General features: G+C 39.5%; 21 protein-coding genes and 1 pseudogene. 15 read left to right on the top strand and 7 right to left on the bottom strand.

All coding sequences use genetic code 11. The annotated features are described in order from the left end of the window. Positions 1-91 precede the first annotated feature (91 nt). From PGLA_RS18095 to PGLA_RS18155, 14 genes and pseudogenes are all read left to right on the top strand, one after another. Positions 92-331, top strand: coding sequence for a hypothetical protein (locus tag PGLA_RS18095; protein ID WP_161487948.1), 240 nt, complete (start codon positions 92-94; stop codon positions 329-331). Positions 332-456: 125 nt separating this feature from the next. Beyond that, positions 457-564: pseudogene (locus PGLA_RS29125) on the top strand (sensor histidine kinase); the annotation flags it as partial. 446 nt (positions 565-1,010) lie between these two features. Beyond that, the gene (locus PGLA_RS18100) at positions 1,011-1,616 is read left to right on the top strand and encodes a YkoP family protein (protein ID WP_068535565.1); all 606 of its coding nucleotides are present in this window, start codon (positions 1,011-1,013) and stop codon (positions 1,614-1,616) included. A 45-nt stretch (positions 1,617-1,661) separates the two neighbouring features. Then, positions 1,662-2,429, top strand: coding sequence for a polysaccharide deacetylase family protein (locus PGLA_RS18105; RefSeq protein ID WP_068535567.1), 768 nt, complete (start codon positions 1,662-1,664; stop codon positions 2,427-2,429). A 41-nt stretch (positions 2,430-2,470) separates the two neighbouring features. Continuing rightward, a complete protein-coding gene (locus PGLA_RS18110; RefSeq protein ID WP_068535569.1) occupies positions 2,471-4,144 on the top strand; it encodes a methyl-accepting chemotaxis protein in 1,674 nt (557 codons plus the stop codon). Positions 4,145-4,481: 337 nt separating this feature from the next. Continuing rightward, complete coding sequence (locus PGLA_RS18115; RefSeq protein ID WP_068535690.1) at positions 4,482-5,465, top strand: phosphotransferase enzyme family protein; 984 nt, start codon at positions 4,482-4,484, stop codon at positions 5,463-5,465. 246 nt (positions 5,466-5,711) lie between these two features. Beyond that, complete coding sequence (locus tag PGLA_RS18120) at positions 5,712-7,601, top strand: beta-N-acetylhexosaminidase (RefSeq protein ID WP_068535571.1); 1,890 nt, start codon at positions 5,712-5,714, stop codon at positions 7,599-7,601. Between the two features lie 61 nt (positions 7,602-7,662). Next, positions 7,663-8,604 (top strand): ABC transporter permease, encoded by a 942-nt coding sequence (locus PGLA_RS18125; RefSeq protein WP_068535692.1) that lies wholly within the window; start codon positions 7,663-7,665, stop codon positions 8,602-8,604. A 14-nt stretch (positions 8,605-8,618) separates the two neighbouring features. Beyond that, positions 8,619-9,506, top strand: coding sequence for a carbohydrate ABC transporter permease (locus tag PGLA_RS18130; protein WP_068535573.1), 888 nt, complete (start codon positions 8,619-8,621; stop codon positions 9,504-9,506). Between the two features lie 75 nt (positions 9,507-9,581). Beyond that, entirely contained in the window at positions 9,582-11,174 is a 1,593-nt protein-coding gene (locus PGLA_RS18135) for an extracellular solute-binding protein (RefSeq protein WP_068535575.1), read from the top strand. Between the two features lie 68 nt (positions 11,175-11,242). Further along, positions 11,243-12,385: an ROK family transcriptional regulator gene (locus PGLA_RS18140; RefSeq protein WP_161487949.1), complete on the top strand. Its 1,143-nt coding sequence runs from the start codon at positions 11,243-11,245 to the stop codon at positions 12,383-12,385. Between the two features lie 40 nt (positions 12,386-12,425). Next, positions 12,426-14,180, top strand: a complete 1,755-nt coding sequence (locus tag PGLA_RS18145; RefSeq protein WP_211269584.1) for a hypothetical protein — start codon at positions 12,426-12,428, stop codon at positions 14,178-14,180. 289 nt (positions 14,181-14,469) lie between these two features. Next, positions 14,470-14,775: a hypothetical protein gene (locus tag PGLA_RS18150; protein WP_068535581.1), complete on the top strand. Its 306-nt coding sequence runs from the start codon at positions 14,470-14,472 to the stop codon at positions 14,773-14,775. Positions 14,776-14,892: 117 nt separating this feature from the next. Beyond that, complete coding sequence (locus tag PGLA_RS18155) at positions 14,893-15,765, top strand: RNA polymerase sigma factor (RefSeq protein WP_068535583.1); 873 nt, start codon at positions 14,893-14,895, stop codon at positions 15,763-15,765. A gap of 126 nt (positions 15,766-15,891) precedes the next feature. Here PGLA_RS18155 and PGLA_RS18160 read toward each other — a convergent pair whose 3' ends face one another. Further along, entirely contained in the window at positions 15,892-16,881 is a 990-nt protein-coding gene (locus PGLA_RS18160) for a DMT family transporter (protein ID WP_068535589.1), read from the bottom strand. 160 nt (positions 16,882-17,041) lie between these two features. Between PGLA_RS18160 and PGLA_RS18165 the strand changes: the two genes are divergently transcribed. After that, positions 17,042-17,917, top strand: a complete 876-nt coding sequence (locus PGLA_RS18165) for a LysR family transcriptional regulator (RefSeq protein WP_068535591.1) — start codon at positions 17,042-17,044, stop codon at positions 17,915-17,917. Between the two features lie 74 nt (positions 17,918-17,991). On the opposite strand, the gene PGLA_RS18170 is transcribed toward PGLA_RS18165, so the two are convergent. The 6 genes from PGLA_RS18170 to PGLA_RS18195 all read right to left on the bottom strand — a co-directional run bounded on the left by PGLA_RS18170 (position 17,992) and on the right by PGLA_RS18195 (position 24,214). After that, positions 17,992-18,780: a metallophosphoesterase gene (locus PGLA_RS18170; protein WP_245700119.1), complete on the bottom strand. Its 789-nt coding sequence runs from the start codon at positions 18,778-18,780 to the stop codon at positions 17,992-17,994. A 145-nt stretch (positions 18,781-18,925) separates the two neighbouring features. After that, positions 18,926-19,582 carry a guanylate kinase gene (locus tag PGLA_RS18175; protein WP_245700095.1) on the bottom strand — a complete coding sequence of 219 codons (657 nt, stop codon included), beginning with the start codon at positions 19,580-19,582 and terminating at the stop codon, positions 18,926-18,928. Positions 19,583-19,718: 136 nt separating this feature from the next. Then, positions 19,719-21,665 carry an ABC transporter permease gene (locus PGLA_RS18180; RefSeq protein WP_068535599.1) on the bottom strand — a complete coding sequence of 649 codons (1,947 nt, stop codon included), beginning with the start codon at positions 21,663-21,665 and terminating at the stop codon, positions 19,719-19,721. Next, a complete protein-coding gene (locus tag PGLA_RS18185) occupies positions 21,655-22,416 on the bottom strand; it encodes an ABC transporter ATP-binding protein (RefSeq protein ID WP_068535601.1) in 762 nt (253 codons plus the stop codon). Before PGLA_RS18185 ends, PGLA_RS18180 begins: the two co-directional genes overlap by 11 nt. Before the next feature lie 105 nt (positions 22,417-22,521). Beyond that, on the bottom strand, positions 22,522-23,526 hold the full coding sequence (locus PGLA_RS18190) for a sensor histidine kinase (protein ID WP_068535603.1): 1,005 nt from the start codon (positions 23,524-23,526) through the stop codon (positions 22,522-22,524). Then, complete coding sequence (locus tag PGLA_RS18195; RefSeq protein WP_068535605.1) at positions 23,519-24,214, bottom strand: response regulator transcription factor; 696 nt, start codon at positions 24,212-24,214, stop codon at positions 23,519-23,521. Before PGLA_RS18195 ends, PGLA_RS18190 begins: the two co-directional genes overlap by 8 nt. Positions 24,215-24,255 lie beyond the last annotated feature (41 nt).

Here is a 24,255-nt window from a genome sequence, read left to right on the forward strand (position 1 = left end):
GTAAGGCAAATATTGGGAAAAATCAAAACAATGTAACTACCTAATGTATAAGTGAGAAAACAGGTTGAATGTCTGTGTAATAGTTGTGCAATTGAGTACAGTAATGCACGTAGACATCAAGGTAGAAACAAACAAAGCGAGTAAACCAGATAACCTCGATGACGCAACCCAAGAAAAGGTGAAAGCGATTTTGAAACAATCACAAGCGGGTACACTCACTAAAGAGCAAGTGAAAACACAGCTTCAAGCTCTTGGTATCGATTGGGAGTTTGATTTCAATGGAGCTAAGGACATCAAAGTAGAAACAAATAAAGCGAGTAAAGCAGAATAAGAGTTAAGAAAGAATTTACTAAATAAACCCCGTGAGATTGCTATATTCAGCAACCTCACGGGGTTTATATTGTAGTCCGATAACTTAGCCTACTCCTTAATAACAACACAGTGGCAGCCCTGAACACGATAACAAAAAGATTGGTAGAACAATTAGGTGGGGAAATCCATCTTCATAGTAAACCTTTTGAAAAGACAATCTTTACCGTACAACTTCCACAAGAAACATATTGATTACTGAAGTAGTCCGAGGGCAACAGCAATCGTAAGATTTTCTTAAGAATTAAGAAATGAAAAAGAAAAGGTTATGCTCTAATCTATAGATACTCACAGTTGAAGGAGTCAAATAAGTGAGTATTATCATGAGTACGAGCCATTTAAACTATATAGTTTATCATAATAGTTTATTACGTAGGGTAAATAACAGGAAAAACCGAATAACGGAGCACGTAATCTTCTACATTCTTCCCAGAGTAGACGATAGGGTGTTTTTAGTGTGGAATAACCCTTAACTTGCAACATTTATCGAGAATATCTTGTCATATGACATTTTGGCACTAGCCGATTTTACATCACAAGCACTAGCATAAGTGGTATAGATTAAGAGATTTCTAGGAATGGGGAGAAGTACGGTCCTTACGATAGTTCTATTCAACCTAAAATGAGAGTGGGAAGAGATCATGGCAGCGTCACTTATGAAAACATCTGTACAGTCCATTTGGATGATGTGGGAGAACGTGTTTGACTTCATAACTAGATTTCGAAGCGAGTCTGTGTGGAGATACGGCATATGTAAATTGGTGGTAAGGCAGCATCATGGAAAGAGTATTACCTGTCAAGATGGGCATCAAATATTTGCCGGAGATTGGGTGGGCGAACTTCATCTGGATAATCGGCAGGTGCTGCGGCTTGCACGTACGTACGGTGCAGATCGGGCCGGGTTGAGGACTACACGCATGTTTCGCGATGCAATGAAACAAATTAGCCGGGATCTGGATAACAATCCGGAACTGGTGAAAGTCCAGGCCTTAACCGGAATCACGCTGCTTCATCGGGGGATCATCCACGGAATAGGGTTTGAACAGCACCCCATCGAGTCCAAATGGCAACAACGATTTTATGCGATGTATCTTCGTTTCCTACTTCGTGTGATGCATCCGGAAGGGAAACAAAGAGTCCAACACAGCACCCAGAAATTATCACCCATGATGCTGTTGATAAGTAAGCAGTCTCTGAAAGAACGTTTTACACGACGAAACAATGAATCCAAAACGATCACCGCTTGATAGTTACTAGGATCTGCAGGATTGAAGGAAGAAAGAGGCGGTTTTATGATACATATGTTAATTATTTTATCCATTGATGTGATGATCCTCTATATGATAGTTCCCTTTATTGTTACCCGAATATGTGGGTGGGGCATTTTCTCCAAAGGAAAAAGGGCGAAAGGAATTGCTTTTACTTTCGATGATGGTCCTGATCCACGCTATACACCTGAAGTGCTGGACTTGTTACAAGATTATGGCATAAAGGCCACTTTCTTTGTATTGGGTAGCAAGGCCGAAAAACACCCAGAGTTGATTCAGCGAATGTATCAGGAAGGGCACCAAATCGGTATTCATAACTATACTCACACGTCCAACTGGCTCTTGTCCCCATGGACGAATAGACGGGAGCAAGTAGAGCGTACGGCTGATATTATCGAGCGAATCACAGGTGAGTGGCCTCTATTTTACAGACCGCCATGGGGGCTTCTCAATATAGGCGATCTCTTCTTGATGAGAAAGTCTTATCGGATCGTATTGTGGTCTGTCATGGTGGGAGATTGGAAACCATCGGTCAATCCGGAACATTTGAAGCGTACCTTGTTGAAAAAGATTAAACAGGGTTCTATCATCGTTCTGCACGATAGCGGAGATACACTTGGGGCAGATGAAGAAGCACCACGGCACATGATAACCGGACTGAAGGAAGTTTTGAAAGAGATTCATATGAAGGGATTTGAATGTCTGCGAACGGACGAGCTACTGGATAAGGAAGCTGGGGGTATTGGAAAGGTCGTACCCAGAGCTAAACATCCAGGTCAGGTCCATTCGTAGGCTAGAACATATCTCATGAACAGATTGGAAGGAATTCATACATGAAAAAGAAAAAGACAGTTCGAACTATCGTTATGTCCGTTACTGTAGTGTACATGGTGGTTATTTTTGCAGGTCTATTTAAATTTACATTTTCTAACGTTAACGAAATTATCAGTAGTGAAGTTGAGCAAAAGCTTAACTATAAGGTGGAGCTTAGTTCCGTAAAACTAAACATGCTATTACTGAATAGCAGTGATAAGAAACAAGGACTGGAGAGTAAAGAATTCCATGAGGTTTTGGCAAAAATGAAAGAAAGCGGGGATGAGTATTATTTTATAGTAGATAAAGAAGGCCGATACGCTGTAAGTGAGAACCCTAAGTTCGTCTTAGGTAAAGCAATGATTGAGGATTCGGACACAAAGATACAAAAAGTGGGTCAAGTGATAGCAAAATCTACGGGAACGAATGGTATGTGGGACTCGGAGAACATGTACGCTTTCACCATGATTGGTGATACAGGTTATAAGTTGGTGTTGGCCATGCCTTTAAAACAGGTTCTTGACCCCATGATGGACAATTTTTATTTAATTATAGGCGGTTTTATAATCGCGATGGTTATATTTATTGTCCTGCTCTTTATCATATTAACCCGGAGTGTTGTTCGACCGCTACGCATGATAAACAAGCATGTTGCGGACCTCGTTGAACATGGGGGTGATTTGACGCAGAAGTTGGACATGAAGCGGAATGATGAAATTGGATTGTTAGCTTATTCAATTAATCAATTTCTGGACAACTTACGGGCGATTGTAGGTAATGTCACTATTGAAGCTAACCAGTTGAATGAGAACGCCGGTATGCTGCAAGTTGCAGCAGAGCAGACGAATGAATCATCGAAGCAGATAACAACGATTATCGCTGATATGGCTGATCGTTCGACACAGCAAGCGGAACATGTGCGGCAAGTAGTCACGATGATGGAACGGACGGGGGAGATCTCCGAAGAAATCAAGCTGGAAACGGTAAAAACGGTTCATGATTCCCATCTTTTAATAGAAGCTGTACAAACTGGCCAGAGTGCGAATAGAGCATCTGTCGATAATTTAGAAGAGATGGTTAACTCAATCCAACGCTCAACAGAAACCATTGTAAAGCTGAACAGTCGATCCAACGAAATCGGTGAGATTATTACCGTGATTTCTGAATTAGCCAGTCAGACCAATTTACTCGCTCTTAATGCTGCTATTGAAGCGGCTCGCGCTGGAGAACAAGGGAAAGGTTTTGCTGTAGTTGCAGGAGAGATCCGTAAGCTTGCTGAAGGCTCAGGAAGAGCGGCAGAGCAGATTACGGAGCTTATTCGCAGGATTCAAGTGGAAACGAATGCAGCTGTTAAGACAATGGAAGCGAGTCAGCGGGTGGTCATCGTACAGAACGATTTAGTGATACAGGGTCAAGAATCGCTCGAAGTGATCGTTCAGAAGGTTGACCTGACAGCCGAGAGCACGCTACGAATTCAACATATATTCGGCGAGTTGTCGACAATGTCACATCAATCATTGGAAGCTCTGATGCAATCTTCGAAGCTCATTGATGAGTCGGCATCAGCATCACAGGAAGTGGCAGCTTCCACAGAGGAACAACTCGCGACGGTCGATGAAATGACAACCAGACTGAGAGAGTTGAGTGAATTATCTATAGTAATGAAGCGTGAAGTTGGGATGTTTACGATTTAAAGAAGCTTCCAGACGCAGGAACCTATGGTGTTAAAATGAGGTATTGTTTCTATAATTGGACTGGGGTAATATGGAACTAATATGATTTTGAAGGGAGTGATCGGCATGACACGCCGGACTATAACGACTACTGTTTCTTTTAAGGTGATTATGAACTGAATATTGCAGGCAGACAGAAGTAGTCTGCCACTATAAAGGAATTTGCTGCTCATTTTTTTCTGTTAATAGAGAAGGTCTTTTTATTGTACACTCTTTCTCTTAATCTAGGATTACGTAGACCGCAAGCATAGCCTTGCGGTCTTTTTGCGCGCAAAAATAGAAGAGGAGTTGTATGTCCATGTTGAAGTTGAAATATCTATTCAGTAATGAGAGCTTGGCAGAAATGATTCTGAGCAATTGGGATTTTGATAAAGAATCGATTGAACTGTTTAAGTACTATAGAATATCTTCAAATGCGATTTATCCATTTGAATGTAAAGGGAACAACCAGTTATTAAGATTCGCTCCGACAACAGAGAAGTGCAAAGAAAATATGTTAGCCGAACTCGATTTTATCTCTTACTTGCGGACCAAAGGTTATGGAGTGCTAGAATCGGTGGAATCTCGAAATGGGGAAGAGCTTGTAGAAGCACACACACCATGGGGTGAGTACTATGCTTCTGTATTCAAACGTGTATCAGGTGTACAGATCAACAATACAGATTTCAGTGATGACATTGTGTTCAGCCATGGAAAGGCTTTAGGAAAGCTTCATCAATTATCTAGTGAGTATACACCTACTGATCACAAGAGATGGTCTTACAGTGATGTTTTAGAATGGATTCAGGAAGTTCTAATCGATTTCCCAGAAGAGACTGCCGCTTTGAAAGAAGCGAAACTATTACAAGATTATTTCTCTTCAATCCCTGTTACACGGAATAATTTTGGACTTATTCACTATGATTTTGAATATGATAATGTCTTTTATGATGAAGTAACCAATTCCTGTAACGTGATTGATTTCGATGATGCGATGTATCACTGGTATGCAATGGATGTTGAGCAGGCGCTTGATAGTCTGCAAGACTATATTCCAGCTGAATATTTTAATCACAAAAAACAATGCTTCATGGATGGATATCTTACGGAATATCTTATCTCAGAAGAGTTCTCCGCTATTATACCGGCATGCAGGCGGTTTGCGAATCTATATGGGTATGCTCGTATTCTAATATCCCTAGCAGAACAATGGGATCATGAGCCTGAATGGTTATTGAATCTGAGAGGGAGATTGACTCATTCTATGATGAATAGATCTTCTGGCTTTGGAATGGAAATCTAAGATACACGGGTACCCAAAAAGGCTCGTCCAGTGCATTCATTGCATTGGGCGAGCTTTTTGCAGTATCCAATAAATTGATTTCGCTGCGTGGTAACATTGATGCCAATCTATGCAAATAGCAGGAATTTTAGCACTAATTTTCTAATTATTTAATTAATAAGGACACTGTACAAATTAAATAATACCTGATACAATGATCCCAATCAATAAATTACATTACATAAAGAGGGAATAGGGAGTGGATACATGCAGATACATTTGACGGGTGACCTGAGTGAAAACCTTATTCAGGGGATTCACATTTTACAAGAAGATTTGAACTTTCAGCTTACTGAAAAAGGAATTCATGTACAAGTAAATAAGAGGGTAGGAGTACTAGAAGCCGGATGTGATGGGGAGCAAGGGTTCATTCATTACGAAAACCCCATTCATTTCTATAGAGCATTAGGATTGTTTATAGAAAATTCAATAAATTGCAAGCGCTTCCATGTGACTGAGAAACCTCAGTTTATAAATTCTGGTGCAATGTTTGATGTTTCGCGTAACGGAGTACTAAAGGTGGACAGCATTAAGAAGTTCATTCGAATCATGGCGGTCATGGGTTTAAATACGTTCATGTTGTACACCGAAGATACGTTTACGTTGAGCAATCAACCTTATTTTGGGTATATGCGGGGAAAATATACGGTTGCTGAGTTGAAAGAATGTGATGATTACGCAGACATGTTTGGCATTGAAGTGATTCCATGTATTCAAACCCTAGGTCATTTAACTCAAGCATTAAAATGGGACTATGCCAAACAAATCAAGGATACGGATGATATTTTGCTCGTTGGGGAACCAGCCACCTATGTATTTATTGAAGAAATGATAGCATCAATTACTGAGCCATTTCGAAGCAAACGAATACATATCGGTATGGATGAAGCGCATCAGCTTGGTTTAGGTAAATATTTGGATCATCATGGATATAAGAAACGTTTTGATCTTATGAACGAACATTTAAGACAGGTTCTTGCGATCACTTCGAAATATGACCTTCATCCGATGATCTGGAGTGATATGTACTTCCGGCTTGGTTCGAAAAGTGGACAGTATTATGATCCGAACGTGTTTATTCCGCAAGATGTCATTGATGACATGCCAAGCGATGTTCAATTTGTATATTGGGATTACTACCATGAAGAAGAGTCATTTTATCAAGACTATATTCGTCGGCATAAGAGTTTTGGTTCAGATCCGGTATTTGCTGGAGGTATATGGACTTGGACGGGAATTGTTCCGAATTACGGAAAAACGTTTAGAACGACAAATGCCGGACTGATGGCTTGTAAGCAAGAAGGAATTAAAGAAGCATTCGTAACAATGTGGGGCGATAACGGGTCGGAGGGTAATCCTTTCTCAGGACTCTTAGGGTTACAGTTGTATGCCGAGCATACCTATGCTGCAGAAGTGACAGAGGAGAAGTTGAAGTCGAGATTCCAGATTTGTACTGGCGGGGATTACGAGAGTTTTATGAACGTGAAATATCTAGATGAAACGCCGGGAACAACACTTGATAATTTGAACGAAGCCAATCCATCGCGCTACTTATTATGGCAGGACGTCTTGTTAGGTCTGTTTGATAGCCATGTAGAGCAGCATGATTTGGTGAACCATTACGCACACTGGGAAAAGGAAATTCAGGGATATTCACAAAAGAGCGGTAAATGGTCATTTTTATTTGATGTATACGAGAAGCTTAGTAAAGTACTTCGGATGAAATGCGACTTAGGCGTGAGGATCAAATCAAGCTTTGATCGCCAGGATAAGGATCAATTGAGATTCATTGCAGATCAAGAAATAGAAGAACTAATCAATAGCATTTCTGAACTCCGGGATGCACACCGTGAACAATGGTTTATAACGAATAAAGCTTTCGGATGGGAAGTCATCGATATTCGGTATGGTGGGTTATTAGCTCGAATGGATACGGCCGCCAAAAGGATAAAGAATTACGTAGATGGACGAATTGATGAACTTGAAGAAATGCAAGAATCGAGACTTGCCTTTGAAGCTTTCTATGGTTGGGAAGACGGAGCGCTAGGACATTGTAACTTGCATCATCGCATGGTATCCCCGAGTGCATTTTCTTAATTAACACTATGTATTTAAATATGCGAGATGGAGAGTGAGGGATAGCATGCTAGAGCGGGCCATGAGTACTTCAAGTCAGAAAGTCAGAGTATCGAGAATGAGAGGCATTAAACAGGAACTCGTCAAAAACAAATGGTTATACATCATGTTCTTACCTGTCTTGGTCTGGTTTATTCTCTTTGCTTATTGGCCAATGTACGGGTTAGTTATTGCATTTCAGAAGTATAACGTTGTCAAAGGGATCTCGGGTAGCGAGTGGGTTGGATTTAAGTATTTCAAGCAGTTTTTTGAAGACCCATTTTTCTTTCGATTAATGCGAAATACGCTACTTGTGAATATTTACAGTTTGATATTTGGATTTCCGATCCCGATTATTCTTGCCCTTTGTTTCAATGAGATTAAAAATATGATGTTCAAAAAAGTATCACAAACCATTAGCTATTTGCCTCATTTTATTTCAACAGTCGTTGTTTGTGGGATGGCCTTAAGCTTCCTTTCTCCGAGTGTGGGGATTGTAAATATTATATTGAGCAAATTCGGCATAGATAGTATCTACTTTTTTCAAAATCCAGATTATTTTCGTACCATTTATGTATTTCTTGGCGTTTGGCAAGGAGCTGGGTTTGCCGCGATTATTTATATCTCTGCGCTAGCGGGAATTAGCCCGGAATTATACGAGGCTGCCAAGATTGATGGGGCCAATCGGTGGAAACAACTGTGCTACATAACGCTTCCAAGTCTCTTGCCTACCGTTGTCATCATGCTGTTGTTAAATTTAGGTGGCATGTTGAATACCGACTTTACCAAAATCATTCTACTGTACAATCCAACGATCTATGAAACAGCAGATGTCCTTAATACCTATGTGTATCGAAAAGGATTAATAGACGCCAATTATAGCTATGCGACAGCCGTTGGTTTGTTTCAAGGTGTTATTGGATTCATTCTAGTATACGGTGCGAACTTCTTGAGTCGAAAAGTAAGTAAAACATCTCTGTGGTAAGGAGGGGAAATAGGATGCTATTAGGTAAAAAGAGAATAGAAAAGGGAGACATATTCTTCGCTATATTCATTTATGCATTTGTCATTGGTGTGTGTATTCTAACGCTGTATCCATTTCTGTACATCTTGAGTATTTCATTGAGTGATACGGGAAGTGTGACGCGTAATGAAGTATTTCTTCTGCCGAAAGGATTCAATTTGGCTGCCTTTGAGACGGTTCTAAGCTATAAAGGAATCATGATTGCGTATGGTAATACGATTTTCTATACTGTCGTGGGTACGATAGTAAGCCTACTGTTAACGACACTTGCAGCCTATCCATTGTCACGGCAAGATTGGAAATTTCGAAATATCGCGACGATATTTCTTGTGATTACACTCTGGTTCGGCGGTGGAATCATACCCTTTTATTTAGTTATCAAAAATTTACACCTCTTGGATACTAGGCTTTCAATTCTTCTGTATGCAGCAATTTCTACCTTTTATATTATTATTGTTCGTTCTTATTTTGAAAGCCTTCCTAAGGAGTTGGAGGAATCGGCCAAGATTGATGGCGCCAATGATTTGCGAATCTTTATTCAAATTATTCTACCCTTATCGAAGCCGGTGCTCGCAGCCATTGGACTTTATTATGCAATCGGGAAATGGAACTCATTTTTCTGGGAGATGATTCTCATCAATAATGAGAAATTACTGCCAGTGCAGGCCGTACTTGTCCGAATCATTCGGGACAGCTCTTTTGATAGGGAGATGGAAAAGGCGCTCGTACAAAATGCAGCGGTACTGCCGATCACGATCCAATATGCAGCTATTATTATTACTTCGTTACCGATCATTGCAGTCTATCCATTTCTACAAAAGTACTTTGTTAAGGGGGTGATGATTGGAGCGGTGAAGAGCTAGATTTAGGAATCAAGCTATGGAAGAACTGTATATGCAATGAGCTGTATAATATAAATTTTGTTGGGGGTCTTGCAAATGGCAAAAATGTTAAAATGGAATGTATTGGTTGTGTTTGTGTTAATCTTATCATTAGTGATTTCAGCATGTAGTAGCAATACTGCAAGCAACAAGAACCCCGCATCAACAAAGGATAATAACAGCTCCTCAGAACCGGCAAAGCTTTCTGTTTTTATAGCAAGTAGAGCAACAGATGCGATGTATTCAAGTGAAACATTGATATGGAAAGAACTTGGGAAGAGGCTCAATATTGAATTCCAGTTTATAACAGGTGACACGAAAACCATGACTGAAAAGTTTCCCGTTATGGTATCGTCAGGTGAATACCCAGATATCGTGTCTGGTAAAATTCGTGACTTTAACAAGTTCGGGATGCAAGGAGCTTTTATACCTCTCAATGAACATATAGAGAATGCTCCAAATATTCAAAAATATCTTATGGATGATAAAGATGCAAAAACACAAACCTTAGCTATCGACGGTAATATTTATTCTATTCCTATGTTATCTGCTGTCCGCACATCTGAAGGTCCGCTCGTTCGCAAGGATTGGTTGGATCGACTAGGACTTCAAATGCCAGAGACGATAGATGATTGGTACAATGTGTTAAAGGCATTTAAGGATAAAGATGCAAATGGCAATGGTGATGCAACCGATGAGATTCCATTTTCAACAATCGGAACGCCGGATACGTTTTATCTAGATTTTGCTGACGCATGGGGCATTGATCTGAATGTAGATGGACGCTGGTTCGAGGAAAATGGTAAAATGGTATATTCCCCTATTGATCCAAGAGCAAAAGAGTATTTAACCACAATGAACAAATGGTACAGTGAAGGCCTCATAGATAAAGAGATGTTATCCAGACAGGATAAGGATTATACTGCGATGATCTTTAACGATAAGGTTGGTGCGACTACGCATTGGATCGGTTATGTGGCAGGTTTTAATTCAAGACCTGAGGCTCAAAAAATTAAAGGATTTAACTATCAAGTTACCCCTCCACCAGTATTAAACAAAGGAGATAAAGCACTTACTAGCAGACAACAGCTCATTACGGTGCCTTGGGCATGGGGAATTAGTGCTACTAATAAAAATTTAGAGGCTACCATGAAGTTGTTTGATTATGTGTATAGTGATGAAGGTCAGATTCTCCTGAACTTTGGTGTAGAGGGCGATACGTATACAAAAAATGCTGATGGCCTAATTCAATATACAGAAAAGATTGCTAAGAACGCCGATGGAATCGCGAAAGCTTTATATCGTATTGGCGCGCAACCTCTACTTGGATTCCGTCAAGACGCCCAATATGAAAAAGCTTCATGTGCGAGCGAGGATGCTTGTAAACAGTTGTTCAACTACGTGGATAATAATTATTTTAGAGATCCAGTGCCTTCATTGAAATATACAGATGAGGACGGAGAAAGATTTAATGAACTCTCCACTCAAATCAACACTTATGTGGATGAAATGATGAGTAAGTTTATTATTGGGCAAGAACCATTAAGCAAATTCGATACTTTTGTTTCGACAGTTAAGTCTATGCAATTCGATGAGTTAGAGGAAATTCAGGCTAAAGCGTATGAAAATTATAAAGAATTATTGAAGTAACCATTATTGAAGTAATGGAGGGGATGTTTCTTCGGAAAAAAAATCCCCTCGAAAGGTTGTCTTGTCTCATGAAACATGTAAGAGGTAATTTGTATTTAATGAAAGAAATAAATCGTTCGACGATACTAAGTTTGTTGCACCGAGAGAAGAGTCTTTCCCGAGCAGAAATTGCGCAGAGGACGAAACTGAGCGCAACGACGATATCATCCTTGGTCGATGAGTTGATTAAGGAAGGTTTTATTGTAGAATCAGGCGAAAAGTCTACTCCAGGAGCCGGTCGTAGAGCAATCTCACTTGAAATAAATAGACTGAACGGATTCGTTATTTCTGTGGGACTCGGAAATCGGACGTTTTATTTTACCTTGTCTAATTTCCATGGTGAGGTCATTACGGAGTTAAAGAAACCAGCAACGATAGGGAACACCAACGTTCTTAAATGTGTTAATGCTGGTATTGAAGAACTTGTTAAAAAAGCCGAGTTACAAGACCTTTCGATGATCAAAGGGATGGCTATTGCATCGCCAGGTATCATTGATGAGGACAATGGGATGATTGAGTACTCAAGATATCTAAATTTGAAAGATTTCAATATTGTAGATGAACTGCAAGCATCCTATCCTATACCGATTTATGTGATTAATGATACGAATGCTGCTGCATTTGCTGAATATTATTTGCTATCAAGCCCAGATGTCCGAAATGTACTGTATGTATGGATTTATGACGGAATGGGAGCAGGGCTCATCATTAATGATCAGATTATATCAGGTTATAAAGGTAGAGCCGGAGAAGTAACATACATGAGCGATTACTTATTTAGTGATACGTATGTGTTGCAGCAAGCGCAAAAAAGAGCTGCAAAACATGATGCTAGTGCTGTATTTCATGACATTGGTGATGTCCTAGAGGCATACGAAAGCGGAGTTCCTTGGCTAGAGACTCTGATGAATAGGTCGCTTATGTTGATGAGTAAATCGATTGCTGTCATGATCAATTTGCTGGGTCCGGAGCAAGTTATTTTAGACGGTTGGTTCATGAGTTCACCTAAATGCATGCAGAAAGTTCATAACTTCTTAAGAAGATTAACTTTACATGGGCATTATGAAGCGGATAGAGTGACAACTGCACAATTGGGTGACAAAAACTATGTGATCGGTGCTACAACGCTGATTCTGCATGACCTATTCAAAGAAAAAGTGCTATTAACCTAAGAATCTGGAAGGATTGGTCATAATGGGGCGTAATCTTTTATTGAAAAGAGTTTGTTTAGTACTAGCTACTACTGTTCTTGTGCAAGGTTTACCAGGATTTACGAAGCAATCTGAGGCAGCAACTGCTGTAAATACTCATGCAACGAGTGCTTTAACCTGGTTGAACAAGCAACTGGATCCACCAGGAGTTCAAGTGAGTCTTAACGCGTATCCCAGCGATTATGTAGGGCTCGTTGAGGGAACCGTTCAGATGGCCTCGTTACCGGCGAATACTCCTGTTCAGTCCAATCCTAATATTAAAACCACAGCATACCCTAATAATTATTCCGGAATTGTGAAGGGAACCTTTACTGGAATAACGGATTGGAATGCTTATAGTGTTTACGTATTTGACCACACCGATATCGGTTATAAAAAAACGACGGCAACGCTGAATGCTAACGGTACTTGGTCAGCGGGAAGCGTAACGTTTAACGGTAAGCCCGTGATTGCCCTTGTTAAAGGTGGGACTCAGATTGTTGGATTTGCGAATGATCCTGCGCAATCTCTAAGTGATTATGAGGTCTGGATCTATGCTAAAACAGATACTGCGTATCTGCAGGCAAAAGCTCCGATTCGGTCTGATGGAACGTTTGAAACGAAGAGTATTCCTATATTTACTGGTGGAGATTTGCTAGGTTATACGATTCCTGATACCCAGGGGTTGAAGGAAGCACGAGTTATTAAGAAATCAGAATCGAAGGTTGTTGGCACAACAGAGAAGCCTAAATTAAATCTTATTCGATCTTTCTATGTTCCATTAGATGATCAAATTAATACTACCGCAGGCATTGGTAACAGAAGCTGGATATACGATGATGCACTCGGTGTAATTTCATACGGATTAGCGGGTGATAAGCCGCGTGCATCAACGATTCTAGGGACGTTGGCTAACCTGCAAAATGCAGATGGCTCTTTATATTTTTCTTACAATATAGTAACCGGTGAAATGGATGATAAAAAACGTAGTGGAGCGATCGCTTGGGTCGGCTATGCTGCTACGCAATATGAGAAGAAATTTAATGATACGACTTACAGAACTTTTGCAGTTCGTATAGCAGATTATTTATTAACCCTTCAGGATGCGACTACGGGAAGCGTCAAAGGGGGACCGGATGTTCCTTGGTTCTCTACGGAACATAATGTTGACAGTTATTTCTTCTTAAGAGATTTAGGGAAATTGACAGGTGACGTGAAGTATGTGAATGCTGCGGATCTTGTGAAAAATGCTTTGTTGCAGTCACATTGGAATGTAACGCAACAAAGATTTAATCAGGGGGTTAACGATACAGTAGGAGCTTTGGATGCAAATTCTTGGGGATCAATCTTCCTAGAAGCCATCGGAAGACATGACCTTGCGGTATCGGCAACGGCATACGTGAACAATTTTAAAGTGAATAATGCAAGCATGGCATTAAATACTGATCCTAATGCGTACAATAATACGTATCAAACGACTAAACTGGTCTCGGGATATAAACCATATTTAGTGGATAATGGGGACTTCGTGAATGCACCAAACATCGTGTGGACGGAAGGGACTTGGGGAGTGATTAATTTATTCCTTCGCCAAGGAACAAATGCCCAAAGTCTAATTCAATCGATGTACGATTTACAGGATGCAGACGTAGCAGGGGGACTTGTTTATACAAACACCGGTGCCGCATCTTACGATTTCCATGTATGGCCATCTGTTGCTGCAACAGCTTGGCAGTACATTACTTTAACAAGTCCTACTAGTATCTGGGAGCCATAAGCATTCTCTCGTGGGTTGTAGGAAATAACGAGGCGCCAAGGATTGTTATTATATCCTTGGTGCTTTTTTATGTTCTATGATGTGGAGTCAAATTATTGGTATAAAAGAATAATTAGAGGGAATTTTTGGAATCACCATTGTGTATTGAAACCAAATGATATGAGTGTTCCAGCGCTTCGTGTTTAGAAAAAAATAAAAATAAAAATGTTTGTCACACATTCACGTTTGTATTATCTAACCTTATGAGTGGGTAAATCTTACTCCATAAATAATGATAGGGGAGATAATAATGAGTAAAGTTATTGAGGTAGCAAAATTCAAGCTGAATGAAGGGGTAGATGTTGAAGTATTTTTACAAGCTTCCGAGGAGTTTAATGCTAATTTTGTATCTATACAAAGTGGGTATATTACCAGAAACTTAGTTCAGGAGAATGATGTATGGGCAGATATAGTGGAATGGGAGTCAATGGAAGATGCAGTAAACTGCGGTCGTGCAATGTCAGGTAATGGTCATATTAAAAACTATATGGTATGTATGAAGATGGAATCAGTAGAAGTAAATCGGTTCACAGCAATTAGAACGTATATGAAATAAACTTTTTAATGCTATTATGCAAAAGAAGATTTTTACGATCTTCTTTTGCAATTTTAGATATGTTTGTGGTGAATTAGAGTACATAAAGAATTTGAAATATCTTTTAGGAGTGAGACTATGAGTAATCCTTTTTCAGATGAGTATCATGAAGATGAAGATTTATGGCTTTTAAATGGGGCGTTAAATGGCTCAAAAGAAGCTTTAGAAGAACTGATTAAAAGGCATAAGGATTTTATTTATAATATTGCTTTTAAAATGGTATTGTCTCCCTTTGATGCAGAAGATATTACCCAAGAAGTAATTATTAAGATAATCACAAAAATAGGGCAATTTAAAAGGAATAGCAATATTAGAACATGGATTTACAAAATTACAGTAAATCACTGTTTACAAATGAAGAAAAAGTGGTTGGAAGAGCGATACAATACAATTTCAATGTTCGAAACTGATTTAGATAGTGTGGCGGCAATTCAGCTGTCTAGTCATGAGGAAGTTGAAATGAAAGAGTTGGTAGAAGAAGCAAGACTCTCATGTATGTCTGGGATGTTACTATGTTTATCAAGAGAACAAAGGATGGTTTATATACTGGGAGAGATATTCAATGTTCCCCATGATTTGGGGGCGGAGTTACTTGATATTTCTAAAGAAAACTTTAGGCAAAGATTGTCTAGAGCAAGAAAAGACTTGTATAACTTTATGGATAGAAAGTGTGGATTGTTAAATAAAAACAACCCCTGTCGATGCCAAAAGAAAACAAAAGGATTTATAGAAGCAGGATGGGTTGATCCAGATCAAATGAAATTCAATACATCTTATACAAGAAAAATAAAAGATGTTATAAGCGTTAGGGACGAGGGCTTAAAAAAAATAGAAGAAAACGATTATAAAACGTTGCAACGAGAGCATCCTTTTCAGGAAAAAGAATTTGCGATCAATACAATAAAGAATATTGTAAATGGTAGTGAAATAAAAGGTATTTTTAATTTGTAATATTCCTATATTATTATGGCTCTGCGAAAGTTGAACTATTTATGTTTTATAGACTTGAGAGGTACCCATTTAGGTACCTCTTCTTTGTTATTCTTATAGAGAATTCAATGGAAGATTGCTCGATACCTATCGTGCAACCTTAACCATGTTACCTGTAGGATCAGGTTTAGTAGTAATGGCTCTGTGGTCCTGATCGGGTATCACTTTTCGCTGGTACATATTGTTTCGTATGATTGCAAAGATAATGAGTAGCGTTCCGAAAAATTCATAATTGCTGATTTGGTATCCTTGGAAAGCCATAATAACGAATGTAGTAATAGGAACAAAATTAATAAATAATAAACCGTTAGACGGGGACAACAACTTGAGTCCCGAATTCCAGCATAGCAAAGCTGCTAGCCCTGGCAATAAGACCATAAAGGCCATTTCATATTTAATAGAAAGTATGGTGTCAAAGGTAGGAACTGGAACCAATTGAAAGCTTGAAGCAAGGGTAACGATTACGAAGTTCACTACGCTTCCTAATATGCAGGTTAATGTAGAGTAGCGAAGTATCGACCAATCCTTAAACCGAACGCCACCCATGGAATACAATACCCATCCTACAACGCCTGCAAAAATCAGTAGCAATGGGAAGACATGTTGTCCAGCCATCATGAAAAATTCCATATTTCCGTTGGTGATGACTAGTAAAGCGCCGACAAGCGCAATTGCAACACTTGTGATCATGAATTTCTTCGGGGCTTTTTTTGTCGTAATCCACAAGACCACAATGGATATCATAGGCATAAGTACTTCCATAATGGAGGCTGCGACGGTACCTGGTTCGCCCATGAGATGCTGTCCTAGAAATACGCACATGTTATAGACCGAAAAGGCTACCGTTCCAAAAAACAATAACGATTTGCCTCTTCCCTCGAAGCGAAATGCTGATTTCCCCTCTTTTATCAAAAGCATCACGCTGAGAATAACAGCAACGATTGCATAACGGATAAACGAGAAATAAAATGAATCTATTTTCTGTAATGCGATGTGTGCAACGGGAAACATAGCTCCCCAAGACATACTAGCAATGAGGCACAGAATGGACCCGATGACGATTTGTTTCTTTAGCATGTGTTGTCTCTCCCTAGCATAAATCTGCCGATGTATTGTGTATTACCAATGATAGGGAGACTAAGGGTGATAGTAAAATGATTGATAATAACATTTATCATCATTTATAATGATATCAGGAAGAAGACGTGTACGCATCGGAGACTAGAGGAGGGTCACATTGGAATTTAACGATTTAAAAATATTTCAGAGCGTGGCTACACATGGCAGTGTCAGCAAAGCAGCATTGGAGCTCAACTATGTTCAATCCAATGTGACAGCAAGAATTAAGCTACTTGAGAAAGAACTTCAGACGCCGTTATTTTATCGTCATAAGCGAGGGATGATCTTAAACACGGAGGGCAAACGGTTGTTGAAACATTCGAGAGAGATCTTGTCCAGAATGGATGAGATGAAGCTTGCTTTTCAAGATAAATCGAACCCTTCCGGAGTCCTCAAGATCGGTATCGTAGAGACCGTGATTGCTCTTCCAGATATTTTATCCTCATACCATAGCAAGTATCCAAATGTTGAATTATCACTAAAGGCTGGGGTAACGGATCTTCTACTACAAAAGGTCATTGATATGAAGCTGGATGGCGCGTTTGTGACAGGGCCTATCAGGCATCCATTACTCGAACAGGTTGAGGTTATTCAAGAAAAGCTCGTTCTGGTGACCAAGGGAGATACCTTTTCTATGGAGGATATAACGACAAGACCGTTGTTGTTATACAACAAGGGTTGCGGTTATCGCGGAAGATTGGAAAGTTGGATGAAAGTGGAGGGGATTGTCCCGAAACAGATTATGGAATTCGGCACATTTGGGACGATTATTGGCAGTGTTGCCGCAGGTATCGGAATAACGATTATTCCGGAGTCAGCAGTTACCGATTTGGTTGCCAATGATACCGTGTATTGTCATGATCTACCTGAACCTTATCGTGAAATCACGACTATTTTTATACGACGTAAAGATTCGTATTTAACAAGCACACTACAGTGTTTCATCGATGAGATTGTTGCTCGAACTGAGCTAGAACAGGTGCAGGAACCATAGTAATAAATATAGAAAAAGCTCCAGTACCTATTGGTATGGGGCTTTTGGCTGTTCAGATAAGGGTAATCTCTCTTCTAGGCTTTGACTGTCTTGACTGCAAGATTGATTTGATTATTATTGATTGTCAGTGTTGCATCATAATAACCCCGACCACAACCAGAGGAGGTACATTTACATTTGTATGCACCTGAGCATCCACACACATAGAATTTTGTCTTTGTGAATCCTGGATAAATATTATTTAGGTTTTCATAAAATGTATGGGCATGGTGAGTGAAAATACCCACGACGTTGTTTCGCACATTAGCAGGAATGGCTTTGAAGAAATTAGCTGTTTCCTGTGAACTTAGAACATGGGTGGGATCTACGGTAATGCCTTTAACCTTCAAAGGCCAATGAAAATCGATAATGTAGTAATAATTAGGACTCAACGATTTGAGCAGACTTATACTTGCAGTGCTGAATTTACCAGGTGCATTATCTAGCCAGACATATTTCACTTTACCCTTCGTTCCTGGGAAATTCATTTGTCCTTGAACTGGACCTAAATACTTGGTGAATAAGACCCTCGTGTTATCTTCCCAATTTCCTATAGAAGCTTTATATGGTATCTTCTTTGGTCTCAAATTTCGTGTGACGGTATCTTTGAATGCTCTATAATCACTCTCGGCTACTGTACCCTTGGAACCGTGCTTATTATCGCCTCCAAAGATAACAAACTTCTTGTTACCAGACGCGACTGCTTTAGGTAGCAAGCCTTTGAATATGTTCAGGCTATTCGCATAACCGACATGACTATCTCCTACAACTGCAAAATTGACTCTCTGAGTTATAGTTGTGGTTGTCTTCCTCTTTAATTTCACTTTCAATAGGGGTCACCCTTTCCATCTTTTTTACGGATATACGATTATGTATATTCAAAGTGGAATGGAGTCTCTTGGGTAGAAGAACATGAACAACTCCAGACCTTATGGTCTGGAGTTTGTAGTTTCTTATCTATAAGAATATTTACAACTTATCGTGCAGAAATTCCTTGATTTTCTCTATCGTTATTGCTGGCTCGATGTTTTGCAGCAGGTAATCCGATTCTTTCTTATATGTCACTTGCTCCGTGTATTTGTGTAAATACTCTTCTACAATTTCTGATGAGGCGCCTTCGCGTTCCAAGCGAAGCCGAATGTCGTCTTTGGTGACGAAAATAAAGATGCGAATGGTTCCATTACCGAATTGTTTTCGAAATGTTTGCATGCCTTCGCGATTTAAGACGACAATGGCAGTTGGATGTATCTCTAAGGCTTGAGATAATTCCTCCTCTAAGATTCCATAGCGTCCCCTCTCAAGATGTACCGTCTGAAAGAAAGACATATTCTCTGCCTTTTCCTGAAATTCGTCATTGGAGATGAAATGATAGTGTTCTCCGTCTCGTTCGTTGGGGCGAATGGCGCGTGTAGTATACGGAATCACATAGGGGATTCCCAGATCAACGCTTAGTTGTTTGGCAATACTCTTACGTCCTGATCCGCTCGTGCCAGTTATTACGATGACCTTGTACTTTGAAGACTCGCCATGATCAATCTCGATAGGTTCGTTTTTCCCCTGATTAATCACTGTTGTTTTTGATGATTTCAGCCAGTCCCACATCGCTTCTCCCGCACGCGTGTCCAAGGTTTGTGTGTCCTTGTCGCAACGGGATTCACCTCCTCCATACGATATTCATACCCAATTCGACATCAATCAGCAAATTCCTGCGTTTGAACCATTTGAGTGGATAGATGAATTGTGAATGGATAGAGTATTGCTATTAAAGAGCCTCTTTAATGACCTTCTTGTAATAAAATACGGATAGTATTCCGAAGATTGAATACAGTGCGGTATATAGGATCATAACCATAATCATCGGTGTCCACAGTTCTGTTCCGAAGAAGAACCATCCGGATTGGACTGCAAAGTAGCTATGACATAACCCAACGATTAATGGGATTCCGAAATTAAAGAGTTGTTTCATTTGAATGCCTTTTAGTAAATCTTCTTGTGTGAAACCTAGCTTTCTTAGAATGGTATAATTGGACTTCTCATCTTCACTTTCATCCATTTGTTTAAAGTAAAGAATACATCCAGATGTAATCAGAAAGGTTAGCCCTAGGAACCCAACGATAAACATGATGAGTCCCATATTTTGTTTCTGATAGTTGCTCATCTCAAGTTGAGAGTCATAGGAACGATTACTAGTGAATCCTAGTTCTTGATAAAGTTCGTTGGCCTCTTTAACATGACTCTTATCCTTGATATCAATTCCGATATATTGGGTAGAGTCTTTTTGAATGGTTGGGTTGATATCCTTCTTCAATCGCTCGAACACCGTTTCGTCCACAATAGCAAGAGGCAAGCCACCGTTCGTGAAATACCCAGAAATGGGGGAAGCCATATTGATACCTTTATATTGTTGCGCAATGACTTCATGTTGACCTTTCAATTCAATAGCTCCCGAGTCCTTCATAGACATGAATTTCTGCATTACGTCTTCAGAATCTGTAAAAAGGGTCTCATCGGCGGACAGTTGGATATCTGCTACGGCTTGTTCACTAATCACTGCCATTTTCATGGCACGTGGATCAAAAATCCGGCCAACCGTATTTATATCCACTATGTTCTCTACATTGACATTTACTTGAATGACATCAATCGTTTTATCGGTATATAAAATATTGTTCGCGGTTAATGCTTCTTTAAACTTGTTTGCATCTTGGATATCGGTAATAGAGAAATCGGCTACGACATACTTTTCTGCTGACTTTTCTGCTGAATAATATGAAATATAACTTAAGGACAATAAACCAATCGCAAGTGCAGATACGGTCGTAATAATGGTTAACAATACGGCATTCGATTTCATTCGAAACATAATGGATGACAGCGACAGTACTTCATTAATATTTAAGTAGCCGTTTTTCCTTTTTCGAATGATATTAAATATGAAACGGACAGATCCTTTATAGAATAAATACGTCCCGATGATGACAGACCCTAAAATAATGATCATCGCAGCAAATAGTTCAGCCAGGGTTGTTAATCTTCCACTAAATAAAATCGATGAAATATAATAGCCTAATATGATCAATGAAATTCCGATAATCCCGATGATCATTTCAAGGAAGGACACCTTTTTTACTTTGCCTTCGGTCATGGAAGTCACTCTAAACAAGGATAGAATAGTCTGTCTTTTGATAAACAAATAATTCATCAACATGATAAAGAGATAGATTACGAAGAATACAATCAGTGTCTGAATGAGTGCTTCATAGGAAAAATGAAGTGTTGCTATACCCTCCACACCGATTGTTTTAAATAGAATCATGATGATTAATTTGGAGACGGAAAACCCTACAAAGATTCCTAGCACTAATGATCCGAAATATAGGATAAAGTTCTCAGCAGTCAGGATACGGAATATTCTGTTCTTGGTCATCCCTATTAATTGAAATAAGCCAATTTCTTTACTGCGTCTTTTTATAAAAATATTATTAGCATATAGAAGGAAAATAGAAACAATCGCAACAAGTAAGACCGATGCTGCCTTAATCGAAGCGCCTCCTTTAATAGACCCTTTTGTCGCATCCATGGAGGGATCATACTGCAACGTGACAAATGCGAAATATAGGGCGGCGCTAAAGATTAAGGCAAATACATAAAGGTAATAATTTTTCAGATTCTTTCGTAAATTGCGAAACATGAGTTGATTAATACTCATTCTGCACCCCGCCTAACACACCTTGGGTCTTCATGATGTCTTTAAAGAAAGTCTGTCTTGTTTCTTCACCCTTATTTAACTGTGTATAGATTTGTCCGTCCTTAATAAAAATCACTCGACTGCAATAACTAGCTGCCACCGGATCATGAGTAACCATAATAATCGTTGCTTTTCGTTTCTGATTGAGTTCGCTTAGTTTGTTCAACAGATCGGATGCGGATTTAGAATCAAGTGCACCCGTCGGTTCATCGGCAAAAATAATGGTTGGTTCATGAATAAAGGCGCGTGCGGCAGAGGTACGCTGTTTTTGTCCCCCGGAAATTTCATTGGGATACTTATTCTTCAGATCAGCAATCCCCAGCTCTGTCGCAAGAGCTTGAAATCTCTTCTCAGCTTCTTTTTTCGGCGTATTTGTAATGGATAACGGTAAAAGGATATTTTCCTTAACTGTCAGCGTATCTAATAAGTTATATTCCTGAAAAATAAAACCTAAATAATTCTTTCGGAATTCAGCCAACTGCTTTTCCTTCATGCTTGAAATTTCTGTTCCTTCGATTGTAATCGAGCCATCGCTAATCTTATCAATCGAGGAAAGGACGTTGAGTAACGTTGTCTTTCCTGAACCGGATGCCCCCATAATACTAACGAATTCACCTTGTTCAATACTCAAATCCAGACCACTTAATACCGATTGTTTGTTGAGTTTGTTGCCATAACTCTTATGGATTTTAGTTGCTTCTAGAATTACCATCTCGATACACTCCCTTTTTCTTTCTCAATAACCTTAGTATAAAAGGGTTTGCCTTAACTTTCCTGCGATTGAGCGAACAAAACAATGAAGCATGTGACATTGTTGTCACACGCTTGTGATACGTACGAATTCATTTTTTTGTGGAAAAGTTAATGTCACGATCGTACCGATTCCTAGTGCTGATTCAACATGGATATGTATGAGCAATGACTGTGCTGCTTTCTTGGCTAAGTATAGCCCCATGCCTGTTGCAGCAGTGTCTTGATGCATGGTTGTGGATGTAAATCCTCTATCGAAAATACGTGATAAATCCTTCGGGTCGATGCCACGTCCACGATCTTTCACTTCAAGGATAGTCTGATCCGCACGCTGATAACTGCTGACCATGATCTCGGATGCTTGACTATATTTCACAGCGTTTGTTAAGAGTTGTCGGAGGATAAAGGCAAGCCATTTTGCATCACTAAGCACTTCGGCTACTTCTAAATCGATATCAAAACCGATTCCTTTTTGGATGCACCATGATTGTAACGTTTTAATCTCATCAAAAATGATCGTCTCTAAATCGGTATGTTCAATATACAAATCATTCTCAATAAAGGGTATTCGCCGTTGATGGAGCTGTTGATCGAGAAGGAGATGAATTCGCAGCCACTCATAAGTTAAATGAGCCTTCATCATTTCGTCGTCTAAGCGGTCGATCATTAAATGCATCGCTGTAAGCGGCGTCTTAACTTCATGAATCCAAGCGAGTAAGTCATCTTTCTCCTGCTCTAGCGTCATAAGATTGTACGAAGCAGTCTGTTTTAGCAGTTCGGTTTGGTTCGTCATACTTGTTTCAATGATTTGTTCAAAGGGACTTTCTGGTCCTGCTATACTCGTTAAATCCAGATTGTTGTCACGCTCTTCTAGACTTCTATAAAATTTCGTCTCTTTACTGTAACGAATAACGAAGAAGATCGAAAAAAGGATCATCGATAAAAAGACTAAATAGAGCATGGACCGGAGGGGGATCGTCGAATCAATAAAAGCGACAAATAGGATCAAGAATTGCTGGACTATAAATAGCATGATCCAGCTGCGTCTTTCCGTTACATACTTTTTAATCATAACCATGTGCCTCTTCGACAGCCATGTAACCTTGTCCAACTTTCGTTTCAATAAAGGTTCCTAAGCCGATCTCATCAAGCTTTTTTCGCAGACGATTGACGTTGACTGTAAGGGTGTTATCACTAACAAAACGTTTGTCATCCCACAAGCTATTGATTAACTCCTCGCGGCTTACGATCTTATTCTTCTGCTCAATGAGCATTTTTAACACGAAAATTTCATTCTTTGTAAGTTCAATGGATCCTGTGTCATTGGTGACTACATTTCGTTCATAATCCACAGTTGCACCACACCATGTTTTGAGCTCGATGACGTCCGTATTGTAATTGTATACGCGTCGAAGAGTCGCCTGAACTTTTGCAATCAACACATCGAAATGAAAAGGCTTCTGGATATAATCATCTGCTCCAAGCTGCATAGCCATGACGATATCTGTTGGGTGATCGCGAGAAGATAAGAATATAATTGGAATGTTGGAATGGGCCCGGATTATTCTACACCAATGAAAGCCATCGAATTTAGGCAACTGAATATCAATAACGACTAAGTCAGGTTTGATATCTGTGAATTCTTGAATCACACTACTGAAATCGGTAATCCCATACACATCATAGGACCATTGCGACAATCTATCTTTGATTTCATGAAATAACGTTGTATCATCTTCAATTAATAAGAGTTTAAACAAGTTGCTTCACCACACTTTTAGGTTCATTTACAATAATTGTA

Origin of the sequence: Paenibacillus glacialis (assembly GCF_001637205.1) — a bacterium.
Taxonomy (GTDB): Bacteria; Bacillota; Bacilli; order Paenibacillales; family Paenibacillaceae; genus Paenibacillus_AQ; species Paenibacillus_AQ glacialis.